Origin of the sequence: Paraburkholderia bannensis NBRC 103871 (genome assembly GCF_000685015.1) — a bacterium.
In the GTDB taxonomy this organism is placed as follows: domain Bacteria; phylum Pseudomonadota; class Gammaproteobacteria; order Burkholderiales; family Burkholderiaceae; genus Paraburkholderia; species Paraburkholderia bannensis.
This window is the reverse complement of record NZ_BAYA01000009.1, coordinates 57,420-74,452: the sequence shown is the minus strand read 5'-3', so window position 1 is coordinate 74,452 and position 17,033 is coordinate 57,420. Positions and strand designations below refer to the sequence as shown.

Below are 17,033 nucleotides of genomic sequence, written 5' to 3'. Positions count from 1 at the left end.
TCACACCAACGCCCCGGTGCCCGCGCACTGGGGCGTTGTCGCATCTGCGCTACCTCGGCAACGACGACGCGACGCAGCGCAACGCCTGTGCCCGTGAGCGTGAGGGGCGCGGGCAATGTCCCTATAATGGCCGTTCCGCGCAAAACCGCGGCTAGCTCATGAAATCAGCGCAAGACCACAGCGACAGCTTTGCATGGCATCCGGGCAAGGGGCTCAAGCCTCAGCTCGGGCCGACACAGGAGAATGCCTTGGCGAGAAACCGACCCACGCGCGCCGCCACCGTTCCCGGTGCCGGGACGCTGTTCGCGCTGCGCGCGATCGGGCTCGTCATTCTTGCGCGCTGGCTGCATTCGATGGGGGAGATGAGTCATTTCCTCACCGCGCTGGAGGCCATGGCGTCGTCGCCGGTTGCGTGCCTCAATATCGTCTTCCTGTTCCTGCTGATCGTGTTGCCGGGTGCGAAAGCGCGTGTCGAGCGGCCGTTCCATCCGCTGCCGCAGTGGTTGCGCCAGGCGCTGCGTTTCTTTGGCTTGCTCGGCTGCCTGTTCGCGCTCTGGTCGATTGGCGCGTTCGTGTGGTTTGCGGGCTGGCGGCGCGCGGTGCATGCGGTCGCTGAAACTAACGGCTGGCTTGTCGTCGCGCCCGCGCTCTATGCAGCGGTCGTGTGGATCTGCCGGCCGCGTGCGCTCTGGCGCACCAATATCGCGGCGCGCCGCTTTGCGATTGGACGCTATGCCGTGTCGATCGATGCGGCCACGCGCACGACCATCGTCTGGCTCGAAAGCCGCAAGCTCGGGCAGTACGATGCACGCGAATTGTCGGTGCGCTGGCCGAACGGCGAGCAGCGTCACGCCGTGCCGGTTGCGCCGCTCGATAGCGTTGTACATACGAATGTCGATGCGGACACAACCGTCGCGTCTGCCACGCCCGGTACGAGTCTCGTGCCAGTTGTGTCTGCGCGTACGCAAACGCAGACGCGCGAGCGCCGTCCGAGAATCGAGTTGCTGTGGGATTCACCGGCGGCAGCAGGCCATAACCGTCAAACCGTATTCCGCGTGCGCCTCTCGACGGTGAACGACCGTGAAGCGGCTCGCGCGCTCGACAACGCATTGAGTCAAGTGTGATGCGTTGTGTCCGGCCGGTTTCATCGTCATCGGCCGGTTAGTCTTTCCCGCTTCAAGGCTGCACCGCTTCACGAGTTTGCATTGCGCTGCGCGCATGCTGGTCGATCCCGTCGTCAACCGAAGGAGTCGCGATGCTCATACGCTGGTTGCTTGCCGCCATCCATCTGCTGGCCTTCGGCTTCGCGCTCGCCTCGATCCTGAGACGCACGCGCGGGCTGCGCCGCTGCACGTCCACCGAAGACCTGCCGATGATTTTCCGCGCCGACAACGGTTGGGGTGGCTCTGCGCTCGTGTTGATCCTGACGGGCGCGGCGCGCGCATTCGGTGGCTTCGAGAAGGGTGCCGACTACTACCTGCATGAGCCGCTCTTTCACGTGAAGATGGCCGCGCTCGTGCTGATCCTGTTGCTGGAGATTGTGCCGATGAGAGCGCTGCTGCGCTGGCGCTCGGCGGTGAATCGCGGCGATGTGCCGGATCTGACTTCCGCGCCGAAGTACGCCCGCATCGGCGTCTGGCAGACGGTGCTGCTTGTGGTGATGGTGTTCGCGGCAACAGGCATGGCGCGCGGCATTGGGATGGAGGCGGGAGGGGAGTGATGCGCTGCAAACCGTTGAGCCCGCACCCGCGCGAAGCGCAATGAAAAAAGCCCCGTTGCTTGCGCAACGGGGCTTTTTATCTTCGGTGCTTGTCTTTACCAACACCAGAATCCTGGTGGGTAGTACTGGGATCGAACCAGTGACCCCTGCCGTGTGAAGGCAGTGCTCTACCGCTGAGCTAACCACCCGAAGAGATTGAAATTATGCCGGGCATTTTCAATCTTGTAAAGCCCTTTTTTAAGTATTTTGCGCGGACGCTGCAACTTCTTCCAGGGGCGCCGGTTGGGTACGCCAAATCGACGTGCCCTTGATCGCTTTATCGAGTCCATCGAGCAGCGCTTCGTGTGCGCTCAGTTCGTCGGCACTCGCGGCGATCACCGGGAGCGAGAGTGTATCGAACTTCACGCGCGTTGTGGCGACTTCGCTGCCGGTTTCTGCGGTGCTCGACATATCGATCACGAGGCTTTCCTGGCCGCGCGTCATCGCGAGATAGACCTCGGCGAGCAGTTCCGAGTCGAGCAGTGCGCCGTGCAGCGTACGGTGCGCGTTGCTGATGCCGAAGCGATCGCACAGCGCGTCGAGCGAATTGCGCTTGCCCGGGAAAATCTGCTTGGCCTGGACGAGCGTGTCGATCACCTCGCCGCAATGTTCCTTGAACGACGGCTTGCCGAGCATGGCGAGTTCGGCGTCGAGAAAGCCGATGTCGAAGGGCGCGTTGTGGATGATGATGTCCGCGCCCGTCACGAAGTCGAGGATCTGGTCTGCGACTTCGGCGAACTTCGGCTTGTCCGAGAGAAACTCGGTCGTGAGGCCGTGCACGGCGAGTGCGCCCGGGTCGCTGTCGCGTTCCGGGTTCACATAGAAGTGCAGGTTGTTGCCGGTCAGGCGACGGTTCAGCAGTTCGACGCAGCCGATTTCGATGATGCGGTCGCCCGTGCGGGGGTTCAGGCCGGTGGTTTCGGTGTCGAGAATGATCTGGCGCATGGCTTGGCTGGCGTGTTGATTCGTGGAGGCTAATGAGGCGCAGGGCAGTGCGCGTGGCTCAGCGTTCGTTGAGCGTGGCGACGCCGCGGTTCGCGAGCGCGTCGGCGCGTTCGTTCTCGGGGTGGCCGGCGTGGCCCTTGACCCAGCGCCATTCCACCTCATGCTGCGCGACGAGCGCGTCGAGCCGCTTCCACAGATCGTCGTTCTTGACTGGGGTTTTCGCGGCCGTCATCCAGTTCTTCTTCTTCCAGCCGTGAATCCACTCGCTGATGCCTTTTTGCACGTATTGCGAGTCGGTATGCACGATCACCTTGCACGGACGCTTGAGCGCTTCGAGCGCGGCGATCACGCCCATCAACTCCATACGGTTGTTGGTCGTGCCGTGCTCGCCGCCGAACAGTTCTTTTTCCTGCGTGCCGAAGCGCAGCAGCGCGCCCCAGCCGCCTGGGCCGGGATTGCCCTTGCAGGCGCCGTCGGAGAAGATTTCGACGAAATCGGGTGTGCTCATGAGTCCTTGTTGCGTGTAGGGGAGGGCGTGGTGGCAGCGGCCTTCAGGCTCGGCGCCAGCACGGGTTTCTTGACCTTCAGCGGGCCGACGAGACGCATGCCGCGCACGCGCTTGATCGCCGTCACCATATAGACCGCGCCGAAGATCGCCCACCAGCGGTCGCCGGCGGCCTCCATGAATTCATAACGGCCCAGCCACTTGTCGGTGGAAAGCGGCGGGCGATAGCAGCCAAAACGGCCGCGTTCGAGCTCGAAACCGAGCAGCTTGATCCAGTCCTTCAGGCGCGTGAACGCGATCAGATCCTGGCGCGCGGGCAGGAACGGGTGCCCCGTGAGCTTGCCCGCCGATTGCCGCGCACCCCACAACGACAGCGAATTGAAGCCGACGATCACCAGTTGTCCTTCGGGCATCAATACGCGTTCGGCTTCGCGCAGCAGGCGGTGCGGGTCGCTCGTGAATTCGAGCGTGTGCGGCATCACGATCAGGTCGACGCTCTGCGCTTCGAACGGCAAATCGAGCGAGTCGCACCAGACCGTGCTGCGGCCGTCTGGCGTATGCAGCGCGGGTGCGCGCGGCGGTTCCGCTGGCGGCATGGTGTAAGGCGCGCTGGCTGCACTGGCGGCGTCGAGCACGAGCCCGCGATACGTCATGCGGTTCTCCCGCAGCGCGTCGAGCTGCGGCAGGCCGAGCTGCAGCGCATGGTAGCCGAACACGTTCGACACCATGCGGTCGAGCTGTTCCTGCTCCCAGCCAAGCACGTACCTTCCGGCTGGCGAATCGGTCCAGGCGGGCCAGTCTATAATCGTTCGGTCAGACATGTCGAAGAATACGTCGCCCCATGAAGAGTCCGCTTGAGCACGCGAGCGCGCCGGCCAACCACGCCGGCGCAACGGCCGCAGAACTCGAATACGTACCGGTTCCGGCTTTCGAAGATAACTACATTTGGGTCGTGTCGGACGGCCATGACGCCGTTGCCGTCGATCCGGGCGACGCCGCGCCGGTTCGCGCGTATCTGGCGAAGCGAGGCTGGCGGCTCGCCGCTATTTTACTCACCCATCACCACAACGACCATGTCGGCGGGGTCGCCGATCTCCTTTCGGATGAGCGCGTGCCCGTGTACGGCCCGGCCGGCGAGGCGCTCGGCCCGCTCGACGCCTTCGTCACGCGCGTGAAGGGCGGCGACGCTGTGCATCTGGACGCGCCCGCGCTCGATTTCAAGGTGATGGACGTGCCGGGCCACACGCGCGGCCACATCGCCTATTTTCAGGACGCGGATAGCATAGGCGGCATCAGCGGTGTCGGCGCCGGCACGCCGCATCTTTTCTGCGGCGACACGCTGTTCGCCTGCGGCTGCGGACGCCTTTTCGAAGGTACGCCTGCGCAGATGCTGGCGTCGCTCGACTCGTTCGCGGCGCTGCCGGGGTCGACCCATGTGCACTGCGCGCACGAGTACACGCTTTCGAATATCCGCTTTGCGCTGGCCTGCGATCCTGACAATGCCGCCCTGCAAAACTGGAGCCGCGAAGCCACGGCGCTGCGCGAGCGCGGCGTGCCGACCTTGCCGACCACGATTGCGCACGAGCGTGCCGTGAACCCCTTCCTGCGCGCCGACAACCCGGCAGTGCAGGCCACGCTCGCCGAAGCGCTGCATGAAACGGTGCCCGACCGGCTGGCCGCTTTCACACTGATGCGCGAATGGAAGAACCGGTTCCGCTAACCCACCAGCGTGCGTGGTTATGCTCAACCCAAACGTATGGAACGTGATCCAAGCTGCGGATTTGCATGGTTTTTTTCCAATTAATCCGATTGACGGAAACGTGTGCGTTACGTACTATCGGCTGCAAATTCCAGCCATTGCAAGTAGACGTTCATGCGATTTATCCTAAGCGCGCTGCTGGTCCTGATGCTCGCCGCCTGTGCGAGCGGGGGGCCGAACGCGAATTCAGCCAGTTCACTTTCTCCCGCCGATCCGCAGGCCCGCGCCGACGCCATCCGCAAGACCTCCGCCGCGAAAGAAACGATTAACGTCGATCAAGGTTCGGTCGATCAGCTCACGAGCCCGGACGCCGACCTTTGGGGCCGCATCCGCCGCGGCTTCCAGATGCCCGATCTGCAAAGCGATCTCGTCGATATGAATGCGCAGTGGTACGCGCAACGTCCCGACTACGTCGCGCGCATGACCGAGCGTTCGCAGAAATATCTGTACCACATCGTCGAAGAGCTCGAAGCGCGCCATATGCCGACCGAGCTCGCGCTGCTGCCGTTCATCGAATCGGCGTATAACCCGCAGGCGCTGTCGGTCGCGAAGGCCGCGGGCATGTGGCAGTTCGTGCCGGGTACGGGCAAGACCTATAACCTCAAGCAGAACATGTGGCAGGACGAGCGCCGCGACGTGCTGGCCTCGACCAGCGCCGCGCTCGATTACCTCTCGCGTCTGCACGATATGTTCGGCGACTGGTATCTCGCGCTGGCCGCGTATAACTGGGGCGAAGGCAACGTGCAGCGCGCCATTGCGCGCAACCAGGCGGCCGGCCTGCCGACCGACTACCAGAGCCTGCGCATGCCGAACGAGACGCGCAACTACGTGCCCAAGCTCCAGGCGGTCAAGAACATCGTGATGAACCCGCAGCAATACGGTCTCACGCTGCCGAGCATCCCGAATCACCCGTATTTCGTCACGGTCACCACCTCGCACGATATCGACGTGGACGTCGCCGCGAAGCTCGCGAACATGACGCCCGACGAATTCCGCACGCTCAATCCGTCGTTCAAGAAGCCTGTGATTCTGGGCACGACCGATCCGCAGATCCTGCTGCCGTTCGATAACGCCAGCGCGTTCGAGCGCAACCTGAAGTCGTATTCGGGCCAGTTGTCGTCGTGGACGGTCTATACCACCGATGCGCGTGCGACGCCTGCCGCCATCGCGCAGAAGATCGGCGTGGACGCTGACACGCTCATGTCGGTCAACAAGATTCCGGCGGGCATGCGCCTGAAGCCGGGCTCGACGCTCGTGGTGCCGCGCACCGACGATGCCGACGACGAGGACATCAGCGCCGACGTGGCCGAAAGCGCCGTGCTCGCCATGGAGCCGGACGTGCCCGACACGCGCAAGATGCTGATTCGCGTGCGCCGCAAGCAGTCGATGGACATGGTCGCCAGCCGCTACGGCGTCTCGGTCGGCCAGCTCAAGGCGTGGAACAAGACGCGTCGCGACGCCGTCGCGCCGGGCCAGGTGCTCGTGCTGCACGTGCCGGTCGGCAAGTCGATGCCGAGTGAGCCGGGGCCGGAGCGTCTCGCCACGAATGTCTCGGGCGGTGGTGTGGAACGAATTGGCACCCGCGTTGCGGAGTCGGGTTCGAAGTCGCGCTATGATAAGAAGCACGGTCGCGCACGCGCGGAAGTCGTCAAGGTCGCTGAGCCGGTCAAGACCAAAGCTTCCAGCGCAGCGCCCAGCAAGGCGTCGAAGGGTGCGGCAAGCCGCCCGAAGGCCGAAACCCACACGCAGAAGCACAAGTCCAAATAGCGGCTGGCTGAGGGTGCTCAGCCATGTGTTGCGGGGGCAACGCATGGCGGTTTCGCTCCGATCACTTAAGCTATTCCCACGCCGTTGCCCCGCCGGGTGACGGCGTTTTCATTTGTGCGGCCGGTTTGTGGTCGATTGGTGCAGTCGATTAGTGCGGTCGATTTTGCTGCGGGTTGTCGCGCTCAAGTCAGAGTATGGCGCCCACGAAGGCTGTCCCCAATTGCCGCGCTTCCGTGCGTGGCAAGGACGCCTATAGTGAAAGGCGCGGCGTTCGACGTTCATCCGGCGCTGCCGGAAGTTGCGTGCGCATTTCACACGACTGTCATCTCGAAATTTGGCGGATTAAGGGTTTTCACGCTATAATTTCAAGGTTTGAGCTTATCAACCCGCACCCTAGCGCCTACCTCCCCCCATCCGTTCATCCGCCGCCCGCGCTTTCCCCGTCAAAGGCTGGCTGCCGCCCGATCGAGCGTCACAAACGCTTCATTCTGGCAGGCGCCCGACGCAGTCCACTGCGAGCCTGACGACACCGAATAGCCGCGCAAGGTGCGAGCCGCGCGCGCATCTCATCGTCATGATGTCGATGCCGACGCCGCAGCCGCGCCCAGGTCGCAAGATCGCAACGTCGGACAACAGGTCGGCACAGGGTGCTCCCCCAAGGAGTCTCCCGTGTTGCCGTCTTTCTCTCCCGCTCTGCTCGCGCTCGCCGACGGCACGGTCTTTCGTGGTTACTCGATCGGCGCCCCGGGTCATACGATCGGTGAAGTCGTGTTCAACACGGCCATCACCGGTTATCAGGAAATCCTGACCGACCCGAGCTATGCTCGCCAGATCGTCACCCTCACGTATCCGCATATCGGCAACGTCGGCGTCAATGCCGAAGACGTCGAAGCCACGAAAGTCCATGCCGCCGGCCTGATCATCCGTGACCTGCCTGTCCTCGCCTCGAACTTCCGTATGGACCGCACGCTCGGCCAGTACCTGAAGGACGAAGGCGTGGTCGCCATCGCCGGCATCGATACGCGCAAGCTCACGCGTATCCTGCGCGACAAGGGCGCCCAGAACGGCGCGATCCTCGCCGGTTCCGACGACGAAGCCAAGGCCATCGAACTCGCGCGCTCGTTCCCGGGCCTCGCGGGCATGGATCTCGCCAAGGTCGTCTCGACGGACAAAGCCTACCCGTGGAACACCACGGAATGGCGTCTGGGCGAAGGCTATCGCACGCAGTCGGCGCCGAAGTACAAGGTCGTCGCATTCGACTACGGCGTGAAGCAGAACATCCTGCGCATGCTGGCCGAACGCGGCTGCGACGTCACGGTGCTGCCGGCGCAATCGACGGCTGAAGACGCGCTCGCGCTGAACCCGGACGGCGTGTTCCTCTCGAACGGCCCTGGCGACCCGGAACCGTGCGACTACGCGATCAAGGCGGCACAGGCATTCATCGAGCGCGGTATCCCCACGTTCGGCATCTGCCTCGGTCACCAGATCATGGGCCTCGCCGTCGGCGCGAAGACGCTCAAGATGAAGACCGGCCACCACGGCGCGAACCATCCGGTCAAGGACCTGGCCGACGGCCGCGTGGTCATCACGTCGCAGAACCACGGCTTCGCCGTGGACGCGGCCACGCTGCCCGCGAACGCGCGCGTCACGCACGTGTCGCTGTTCGACGGCACGCTGCAAGGTTTCGAGCTGACCGACAAGCCGGCTTTCTGCTTCCAGGGCCACCCGGAAGCGTCGCCTGGCCCGCAGGACATCGGCTACCTGTTCGATCGCTTCACGGCGCTGATGGACAAGTCGAAGGGCGCTTGAGCCGCGCCTGAAGCAAAAGAGCAGAGCAGGGTGCGCAGCGAGCCGGTTTGACGCAGTTTCAGGCGCGGCCCACGCGCGCACCCGGCGGCAGAAGTGATGCCGCCAGACGTAAAAGACACAGGAATATTTAGCGAGAGCGTTATGCCCAAGCGGACAGACATTAAGAGCATTCTCATCATCGGCGCCGGCCCGATCATCATCGGCCAGGCGTGCGAGTTCGACTATTCGGGCGCGCAGGCATGCAAGGCGCTGCGTGAAGAAGGCTACAAGGTCATCCTCGTCAACAGCAATCCGGCGACGATCATGACCGACCCGAACACGGCCGACGTCACCTACATCGAGCCGATCACCTGGGAAGTGGTGGAGCGCATCATCGAGAAGGAGCGCCCGGACGCGATCCTGCCGACGATGGGCGGCCAGACCGCGCTGAACTGCGCGCTCGACCTGCACCACCACGGCGTGCTGGCGAAGTACAACGTCGAGCTGATCGGCGCGTCGCCGGAAGCCATCGACAAGGCCGAAGACCGCCAGAAGTTCAAGGACGCGATGACCAAGATCGGTCTCGGTTCGGCGAAGTCGGGTGTTGCTCACTCGATGGAAGAGGCGCTCAAGGTGCAAGCCGAGATCGCCGAAGCCACCGGCACGGGCGGCTACCCGGTCGTGATCCGTCCGTCGTTCACGCTCGGCGGTTCGGGCGGCGGCATCGCCTACAACCGCGAAGAATTCGAAGAGATCTGCAAGCGCGGTCTCGATCTGTCGCCGACGCGCGAACTGCTGATCGAAGAATCGCTGCTCGGCTGGAAGGAATACGAGATGGAAGTGGTCCGCGACAAGGCGGATAACTGCATCATCGTCTGCTCGATCGAAAACCTCGACCCGATGGGCATCCACACCGGCGACTCGATCACGGTCGCGCCGGCACAGACGCTCACGGACAAGGAATACCAGATCCTGCGCGACGCTTCGCTGGCTGTGCTGCGCGAAATCGGCGTGGACACGGGCGGTTCGAACGTCCAGTTCTCGATCGACCCGAAGACGGGCCGCATGATCGTGATCGAAATGAACCCGCGCGTGTCGCGTTCGTCGGCACTGGCGTCGAAGGCCACGGGCTTCCCGATCGCCAAGGTCGCAGCGAAGCTGGCCGTCGGCTACACGCTGGACGAGCTCAAGAACGAAATCACGGGCGGCGCGACGCCGGCCTCGTTCGAGCCGACCATCGACTACGTCGTCACGAAGATCCCGCGTTTCGCGTTCGAGAAGTTCCGCGAAGCCGATCCGCGCCTGACCACGCAGATGAAGTCCGTCGGCGAAGTGATGGCGATTGGCCGCACCTTCCAGGAGTCGTTCCAGAAGGCACTGCGCGGTCTGGAAGTCGGCGTCGACGGTCTGGACGAAAAGACCACGAGCCGCGACGAGATCATCCGCGAGATCGGCGAAGCCGGCCCGGATCGCATCTGGTACGTGGGCGACGCATTCCGCGTGGGCATGACGCGCGAAGAGATCTTCGAAGAAACCGCGATCGACCCGTGGTTCCTCGCGCAGATCGAACAGATCATCCAGAAGGAAGAGGCCGCACGTGGTCGCACGCTCGAAAGCCTTACGAAGGACGAGCTGCGTTACCTCAAGCAGAGCGGTTTCTCGGATCGCCGTCTGGCGAAGCTGCTCGGCGCGAATGCTGCCGACGTGCGCAAGCGCCGTATCGAGCTCAACGTGCGCCCGGTCTACAAGCGTGTGGACACCTGCGCGGCCGAGTTCGCCACGAAGACCGCCTATATGTACTCGACCTATGAGGACGAGTGCGAGGCCAACCCGACGAACAACAAGAAGATCATGGTGCTGGGCGGCGGCCCGAACCGGATCGGCCAGGGTATCGAGTTCGACTACTGCTGCGTTCACGCCGCGCTCGCGATGCGCGAAGACGGCTACGAAACCATCATGGTCAACTGCAACCCTGAGACTGTTTCGACCGACTACGACACGTCCGACCGTCTGTACTTCGAGTCGCTGACGCTCGAAGACGTGCTCGAAATCGTCGACCTGGAAAAGCCGGTTGGCGTGATCGTGCAGTACGGCGGCCAGACGCCGCTGAAGCTCGCGCTCGACCTTGAAGCGAACGGCGTGCCCATCGTCGGCACCTCGCCGGACATGATCGACGCGGCCGAAGACCGCGAGCGCTTCCAGAAGCTGCTGCAGGACCTGGGCCTGCGCCAGCCGCCGAACCGCACCGCACGCGCCGAAGACGAAGCGCTCAAGCTCGCCGACGAAATCGGCTACCCGCTCGTCGTGCGTCCGTCGTACGTGCTCGGCGGCCGCGCCATGGAAATCGTCCACGAGCCGCGCGACCTCGAACGCTACATGCGCGAGGCCGTGAAGGTGTCGAACGATTCGCCGGTGCTGCTCGACCGCTTCCTGAACGACGCGATCGAATGCGACGTGGACTGCATCTCCGATGGCACGGACGTGTTCATCGGCGGCGTGATGGAGCACATCGAACAGGCAGGCGTCCACTCGGGCGACTCGGCCTGCTCGCTGCCGCCGTACTCGCTGTCGAAGGAAACCGTCGACGAACTCAAGCGTCAAACCGCCGCGATGGCCAAGGCGCTGAACGTGGTCGGCCTGATGAACGTGCAGTTCGCGATCCAGCAAGTGCCGCAGGATGACGGTTCGAAGAAGGACATCATCTACGTGCTGGAAGTGAACCCGCGCGCTTCGCGTACCGTCCCGTACGTGTCGAAGGCGACCAGCCTGCCGCTCGCGAAGATCGCGGCGCGTGCGATGGTCGGCCAGAAGCTGGCGGACCAGGGCGTGACGAAGGAAGTCGTGCCGCCGTACTTCAGCGTGAAGGAAGCGGTGTTCCCGTTCGTCAAGTTCCCGGCTGTCGATCCGGTGCTCGGGCCCGAAATGCGTTCGACCGGCGAAGTGATGGGCGTGGGCAAGACCTTCGGTGAAGCGCTGTTCAAGTCGCAGCTCGCAGCGGGTTCGCGTCTGCCGGAATCAGGCACGGTGTTCATCACCGTGATGGATTCGGACAAGCCGAAGGCCGTCGAAGTCGCGCGCATGCTGCACGAACTCGGTTACGCGATCGTCGCCACGCGCGGCACCGCTGCCGCGATCGAAGCGGCTGGCGTGCCGGTCAAGGTCGTCAACAAGGTGAAGGACGGCCGTCCGCACATTGTCGACATGATCAAGAACGGCGAGATTTCGCTGGTCTTCACGACCGTCGACGAAACCCGCGCGGCGATTGCCGATTCGCGCTCGATCCGCATGAGCGCGCAGGCGAACAAGGTCACGTACTACACGACGATGTCCGGCGCGCGCGCCGCCGTCGAAGGTCTGCGCTACCTGAAGAACCTGGAAGTCTATGATTTACAAGGCCTCCACGCTCGCCTAAACTAAGGCTTCGATTGTCTGTCCAATAGAAACGAGACAGGCAAACATAGCTGAATGTGCCGCGGTTAAGCGGCGTCCCAACAGGGTTTTGAGGCTGCGCCTGCGTGCGCAGCTGCCCTCGCGGGATGCACTTAACCGCGGTGATTTTTTTTATGGCCGCAATGTGTATTGCATGCGGCATCAATACGGCCCCAAGCGGCTGAACGAGTTGTTTATGAGCACGATTCCCTTGACCAAGCGCGGTGCAGACCAACTCCGTGGAGAACTGCAACGCCTGAAATCCGTCGAGCGTCCGGCGGTCATCAATTCGATCGCTGAAGCGCGCGCGCAGGGCGATCTCTCGGAAAACGCCGAATACGACGCAGCGAAGGAAAAGCAGGGTTTCATCGAGGGCCGTATTGCCGAGATCGAATCGAAGCTGGCAGCGGCTCAGGTCATCGACCCGGCTACGCTCGAAGCGGACGGCCGCGTCGTGTTCGGTTCGACCGTCGATCTCGAAGACCTCGAATCGGGCAATACCGTGACGTACCAGATCGTCGGCGACGACGAAGCCGACCTCGAACACGGCCTGATTTCGGTGAGCTCGCCCATCGCGCGCGCGCTGATCGGCAAGTCGGAAGGCGACGTTGCGGCCGTGCAGGCCCCGAGCGGCGTGCGCGAATACGAAGTCATCGAGGTTCGCTACGTCTGACGGGGCGCGATCATGAGTCACGATGTGAAAAATGATGTGCGCGCCGAGATCAACGCTGCCTCATCGGGCGTATCCGGCTCGCTCGTGCCGCATCGCCTGTTCGCGCTGATCGCCATGTTGTGGGTGGGCAGCCAGCTGACCATCGGTTATGCGGTCGCGCCGGTGCTGTTCGCGTCGCTCGACCGCATGTCGGCGGGCGCGCTTGCGGCTCAGCTCTTTCGCATCGAAGGCATGATCGGACTTGTGTGCGGCGTGCTGCTGCTCGTGCTCGCGAATGTATTCGTGCGGTGCGGGGAAGTAGGGTATCGCCGCCTGCGCTGGCTGCTGGTCGGCATGCTGCTGTGCGTGGTGATCGGCTATTACGCGCTGCAGCCGTTCATGAACGCCATGCGCATGAATGCGATGCAGGCGGGCGTAGACATCGCACATTCGGCATATGCGAGCCGCTTTGGCATGCTGCACGGCATCTCGAGCCTGTTTTATCTGGTCGAGAGCCTGCTGGGTGCGTGGCTCGTCTGGTTGCTGCCGTCCACGCGCCGCTGAGCCCGTCAGGGCGGCGGCGAAAAAAAGCGCGGCACACAGGCCGCGCTTTTTATTTCGAAGCGGGTTCGAAACCGCGTCGAGCTTACTTCGAACCCTGGTGGGCGCGCTTCGAGCTGGTCTGGCGCTTCTTGGCACGCTTGACGTTGCCGCCTTGCGTGACGCGCTCGTTGCCCTTGACCGTGACCTTTTGCGCCTTCGGCTTGCGCATCGGGTTTTCACTGGGCTTGACGACCTTCACGACGCGCGGGGCGCGCTTGCCAGCTTCGCGTGCGCTCGGCACGTCGCCGGACGGGCGCGTCACGGTGCCGCGGGCGCCGGCGCGGGCCGTCGTGGTCTTCGCCTTGGCTTCTTCGGGCTTGTAGATCACCAGCAGCTTGCCGATGTGCTGAACCGGGGCGGCGTTCAGGCGATCGCAGATTTCTTCGTAGATCGCGATGCGCTCTTCGCGCTCGTCGCCGAACACGCGAACCTTGATGAGCTGGTGCGCGCCAAGGTGAACCTGGATTTCCTTGATGACGGCGTCGGTCAATCCCTCGGCGCCGATGAGCACGACCGGTTTGAGGGCGTGAGCCTGGGAACGCAGTTCGGAGCGCTGTTCGGCAGTAAGAGAGAGGGCGGGCATGGGATGTGGCAGACTCGACTAAAATGACGGCGCTCGCCGGGCAGCCTGTCGGGCCTCATGAAGAGGGACAGGCGCACAGGAAGGCGAAAGGCGCGTCGGAAACAACGGAAAACCGTGGAGAACGGCGTGGCGCGGGCTGATGTGGGCAGGTGTGGCGGTACGAACACGCCGGCTTAGCCGCACGGGCCGCGACGGCCGCACGAATTAAACGCGTATTATCCGCTAAAAGCGCGACATCACGCAGCAAGAGTTCATCTTTAATGGCAAAAAACCGCTTCAACACGTCGTGGCTGCACGACCATATCAACGATCCGTACGTGAAGCTGGCGCAGCGGGAGGGTTATCGCGCCCGCGCCGCCTACAAGCTCAAGGAAATCGACGAGCAGGACAAGCTGATCCGCCCGGGCATGGTCATCGTCGACCTTGGCGCCGCGCCGGGCAGCTGGAGCCAGTACGCGCGCAACAAGCTCGCCCAGAGCTCGAAACGCGACGAACAACGCCAGGGGGGCATCGACGGTACGATCATTGCGCTCGACATCCTGCCGATGGAGCCGATTTCCGACGTGCAATTCCTGCAAGGCGACTTCCGCGAGGACAGCGTGCTTGAGCAACTGGAAGAAATCGTCGGCGGCCGTCCGGTGGATCTTGTAATTTCGGATATGGCGCCCAATCTGTCCGGGGTCGCGCTGGCTGATGCCGCGCGCATCGAACACGTCTGCGATCTCGCCCTAGAGTTTTCGCAGAATCATTTGAAACCGGATGGTGCCCTTTTAGTAAAATGCTTTCACGGCAGTGGTTACAGCCAGATCGTCGAGAAATTCAAGCATCAGTTCAAGGTCGTGGCCGCGCGCAAACCGAAGGCTTCGCGCGATAAATCGGCCGAAACGTTTATATTGGGCAAACATCTGAAGCGACCCCGTTAACCTCGGGCATTACGCAAGGATCGGTTCCAGTGCGTCAGGCGTCCTGCAGGGGCGGTGAAAAAACGCCCGGATAAGCTCCGGGAGGTTGTCCCGGCAAGGCGTTGCGGCTATTTATGCCTTAGCGAAACGTTATGGCGAGGCCCTGCGTACTGGATTAGAATGCTTTGGTGGTGTCGCAAGGCAAATGTAGGCGCCCGTCTATGAGTGAAGGAGTGGTGCTTTGAACAACAACATGTTTTCGAAAGCAGCAGTGTGGCTGGTGATCGCACTGGTGCTGTTTACGGTGTTCAAGCAGTTCGACAAGCCCCGTGTCCAGGAAGGCGTTTCCTATTCGCAGTTCATGGACGACGCAAAGAATGGCAAGGTCAAGAGCGTCGTAGTGCAGGGGCGGAACCTCACGGTCACTCCGGCCGATGGCCAGAAATACCAGATCGTCTCCCCGGGTGACATCTGGATGGTCGGCGACCTGATGAAGTACAACGTGCAGGTGAGCGGCAAGGCTGACGAAGAGCCGAACGCGCTCGTGTCTGCGCTGTATTACCTTGGGCCGACCATACTCATCATCGTGTTCTGGTTCTACATGATGAGGCAGATGCAGGGGGGCGGCAAAGGCGGGGCGTTTTCGTTCGGTAAATCGCGTGCCCGTCTGATCGACGAGAACAACAACGCGGTGAACTTCTCCGACGTCGCAGGCTGCGACGAAGCCAAGGAAGAAGTGTCCGAGCTCGTCGATTTCCTGCGTGATCCGCAAAAATTCCAGAAGCTGGGCGGGCGCATCCCGCGCGGCGTGTTGCTGGTCGGCCCTCCGGGTACCGGTAAGACGCTGCTCGCGCGTGCCATCGCCGGCGAAGCGAAGGTGCCGTTCTTCAGCATCTCCGGTTCGGACTTCGTTGAAATGTTCGTTGGCGTGGGCGCGGCCCGCGTGCGCGACATGTTCGAGCAGGCCAAGAAGCACGCGCCCTGCATCGTGTTCATCGACGAAATCGACGCGGTCGGTCGTCATCGCGGCGCCGGCATGGGCGGCGGTAACGACGAGCGCGAACAGACGCTGAACCAGATGCTGGTCGAGATGGACGGTTTCGAAGCCAACTCGGGCGTCATCGTGATCGCGGCAACCAACCGTTCGGACGTGCTGGACAAGGCGCTGCTGCGTCCGGGCCGTTTCGACCGCCAGGTCTATGTCGGTCTGCCGGACATCCGTGGCCGCGAACAGATCATGAAGGTGCACCTGCGCAAGGTGCCGATCGCCAACGACGTCGATGCAGCGGTGATCGCACGTGGCACGCCGGGTTTCTCGGGTGCTGACCTCGCGAACCTCGTGAACGAAGCGGCGCTGTTCGCAGCGCGTCGCGGCAAGCGCATCGTCGAAATGCAGGACTTCGAAGACGCGAAGGACAAGATCTTCATGGGCCCGGAGCGCAAGTCGGCCGTGATTCGCGAAGAAGCGAAACGCGCCACGGCGTATCACGAGTCGGGCCACGCGGTGATCGCCAAGCTGTTGCCGAAGGCCGATCCGGTGCACAAGGTCACGATCATCCCGCGCGGTCGCGCACTGGGTGTGACGTGGCAGTTGCCGGAGCACGACAACGAGACGTACTCGAAGGACTATCTGCTTGACCGTCTCGCGATCCTGTTCGGCGGCCGTGTTGCGGAAGAGCTGTTCATGAACCTGATCAGCACGGGTGCATCGGACGACTTCAACAAGGCGACGCAGACAGCGCGCGCAATGGTTACGCGCTTCGGCATGACCGACGCGCTGGGGCCGATGGTCTACGCCGACGATGAGAACGAAGGCGGCCCGTTCGGCAAGGGCTTCACGCGTGCCATCTCGGAAGCGACCCAGCAAAAGGTCGACGCGGAAATCCGCCGCGTGCTGGACGAACAGTACAACCTCGCGAAGCGTCTGCTGGACGAGAATCGCGACAAGGTCGAAGCGATGACTGCCGCGCTGATGGAGTGGGAGACGATCGACGCCGATCAGATCAACGACATCATGGCTGGCCGTCCGCCGCGCTCGCCCAAGAGCACGCCGTCTGCTGGCGACGCCTCGTCGTCGGGCGGCAGCAGCACGGGCAGCGAAGTCAAGCCGGGCAGCAGCGCGACCCAGCCGGCCTGACCCACTGCGGTTCGCCAGATCGAGTAGAGTTGCGGGCCGGTGTGATCTTCACACCGGCCCGTTTTGCATTTCTGGCCGCTTTGTACTGTGACCGGCGGCGCAGCCTTGACTGGCTGCGCCGCCGGGTCGCAGCTGGCGGCTGCATTTCGTTACACATCTGACGTTTCTTGACGTGCCCAAACTCACTTCGCAGGGTAATCTGCC

General features: G+C 63.1%; 14 protein-coding genes and 1 tRNA gene. 10 read left to right on the top strand and 5 right to left on the bottom strand.

Going from position 1 to position 17,033, the window contains the following annotated elements:
• Nucleotides 1–248 precede the first annotated feature (248 nt).
• Nucleotides 249–1,124, top strand: coding sequence for a hypothetical protein (locus BBA01S_RS15630; RefSeq protein WP_027817277.1), 876 nt, complete (start codon nucleotides 249–251; stop codon nucleotides 1,122–1,124).
• A gap of 131 nt (nucleotides 1,125–1,255) precedes the next feature.
• Entirely contained in the window at nucleotides 1,256–1,720 is a 465-nt protein-coding gene (locus BBA01S_RS15625; RefSeq protein WP_027817276.1) for a DUF2214 family protein, read from the top strand.
• Nucleotides 1,721–1,833: 113 nt separating this feature from the next.
• Here BBA01S_RS15625 and BBA01S_RS15620 read toward each other — a convergent pair.
• The 4 genes from BBA01S_RS15620 to BBA01S_RS15605 all read right to left on the bottom strand — a co-directional run bounded on the left by BBA01S_RS15620 (nucleotide 1,834) and on the right by BBA01S_RS15605 (nucleotide 4,030).
• Nucleotides 1,834–1,908 (bottom strand) — tRNA-Val (locus BBA01S_RS15620).
• A 49-nt stretch (nucleotides 1,909–1,957) separates the two neighbouring features.
• Nucleotides 1,958–2,704, bottom strand: a complete 747-nt coding sequence (gene dnaQ / locus BBA01S_RS15615) for a DNA polymerase III subunit epsilon (RefSeq protein WP_027817275.1) — start codon at nucleotides 2,702–2,704, stop codon at nucleotides 1,958–1,960.
• 58 nt (nucleotides 2,705–2,762) lie between these two features.
• Nucleotides 2,763–3,212, bottom strand: a complete 450-nt coding sequence (gene rnhA, locus BBA01S_RS15610; RefSeq protein WP_027817274.1) for a ribonuclease HI — start codon at nucleotides 3,210–3,212, stop codon at nucleotides 2,763–2,765.
• The gene (locus BBA01S_RS15605; RefSeq protein WP_027817273.1) at nucleotides 3,209–4,030 is read right to left on the bottom strand and encodes a class I SAM-dependent methyltransferase; all 822 of its coding nucleotides are present in this window, start codon (nucleotides 4,028–4,030) and stop codon (nucleotides 3,209–3,211) included. The genes rnhA and BBA01S_RS15605 overlap by 4 nt, the downstream gene beginning before the upstream one ends.
• Nucleotides 4,031–4,050: 20 nt before the next feature.
• Between BBA01S_RS15605 and gloB the strand changes: the two genes are divergently transcribed.
• The 6 genes from gloB (at nucleotide 4,051) to BBA01S_RS41420 (ending at nucleotide 13,168) form a co-directional block, all read left to right on the top strand.
• The gene (gene gloB, locus BBA01S_RS41425) at nucleotides 4,051–4,929 is read left to right on the top strand and encodes a hydroxyacylglutathione hydrolase (RefSeq protein ID WP_042297304.1); all 879 of its coding nucleotides are present in this window, start codon (nucleotides 4,051–4,053) and stop codon (nucleotides 4,927–4,929) included.
• Between the two features lie 153 nt (nucleotides 4,930–5,082).
• Nucleotides 5,083–6,735, top strand: a complete 1,653-nt coding sequence (locus tag BBA01S_RS15595) for a transglycosylase SLT domain-containing protein (protein ID WP_027817272.1) — start codon at nucleotides 5,083–5,085, stop codon at nucleotides 6,733–6,735.
• Between the two features lie 669 nt (nucleotides 6,736–7,404).
• Nucleotides 7,405–8,544, top strand: a complete 1,140-nt coding sequence (gene carA / locus BBA01S_RS15590) for a glutamine-hydrolyzing carbamoyl-phosphate synthase small subunit (protein WP_027817271.1) — start codon at nucleotides 7,405–7,407, stop codon at nucleotides 8,542–8,544.
• 141 nt (nucleotides 8,545–8,685) lie between these two features.
• The gene (gene carB / locus BBA01S_RS15585) at nucleotides 8,686–11,940 is read left to right on the top strand and encodes a carbamoyl-phosphate synthase large subunit (protein WP_027817270.1); all 3,255 of its coding nucleotides are present in this window, start codon (nucleotides 8,686–8,688) and stop codon (nucleotides 11,938–11,940) included.
• Nucleotides 11,941–12,148: 208 nt separating this feature from the next.
• Entirely contained in the window at nucleotides 12,149–12,625 is a 477-nt protein-coding gene (greA, locus tag BBA01S_RS15580) for a transcription elongation factor GreA (protein WP_027817269.1), read from the top strand.
• A gap of 84 nt (nucleotides 12,626–12,709) precedes the next feature.
• Nucleotides 12,710–13,168: a DUF4149 domain-containing protein gene (locus BBA01S_RS41420; RefSeq protein ID WP_042297389.1), complete on the top strand. Its 459-nt coding sequence runs from the start codon at nucleotides 12,710–12,712 to the stop codon at nucleotides 13,166–13,168.
• 82 nt (nucleotides 13,169–13,250) lie between these two features.
• Here BBA01S_RS41420 and yhbY read toward each other — a convergent pair whose 3' ends face one another.
• A complete protein-coding gene (gene yhbY / locus BBA01S_RS15570; protein ID WP_027817268.1) occupies nucleotides 13,251–13,790 on the bottom strand; it encodes a ribosome assembly RNA-binding protein YhbY in 540 nt (179 codons plus the stop codon).
• A gap of 260 nt (nucleotides 13,791–14,050) precedes the next feature.
• Here yhbY and BBA01S_RS15565 point away from each other — a divergent pair, with 260 nt between their 5' ends.
• Nucleotides 14,051–14,713: an RlmE family RNA methyltransferase gene (locus BBA01S_RS15565; protein WP_027817267.1), complete on the top strand. Its 663-nt coding sequence runs from the start codon at nucleotides 14,051–14,053 to the stop codon at nucleotides 14,711–14,713.
• Nucleotides 14,714–14,933: 220 nt separating this feature from the next.
• Complete coding sequence (gene ftsH / locus BBA01S_RS15560; RefSeq protein WP_027817266.1) at nucleotides 14,934–16,829, top strand: ATP-dependent zinc metalloprotease FtsH; 1,896 nt, start codon at nucleotides 14,934–14,936, stop codon at nucleotides 16,827–16,829.
• Nucleotides 16,830–17,033: the final 204 nt, after the last annotated feature.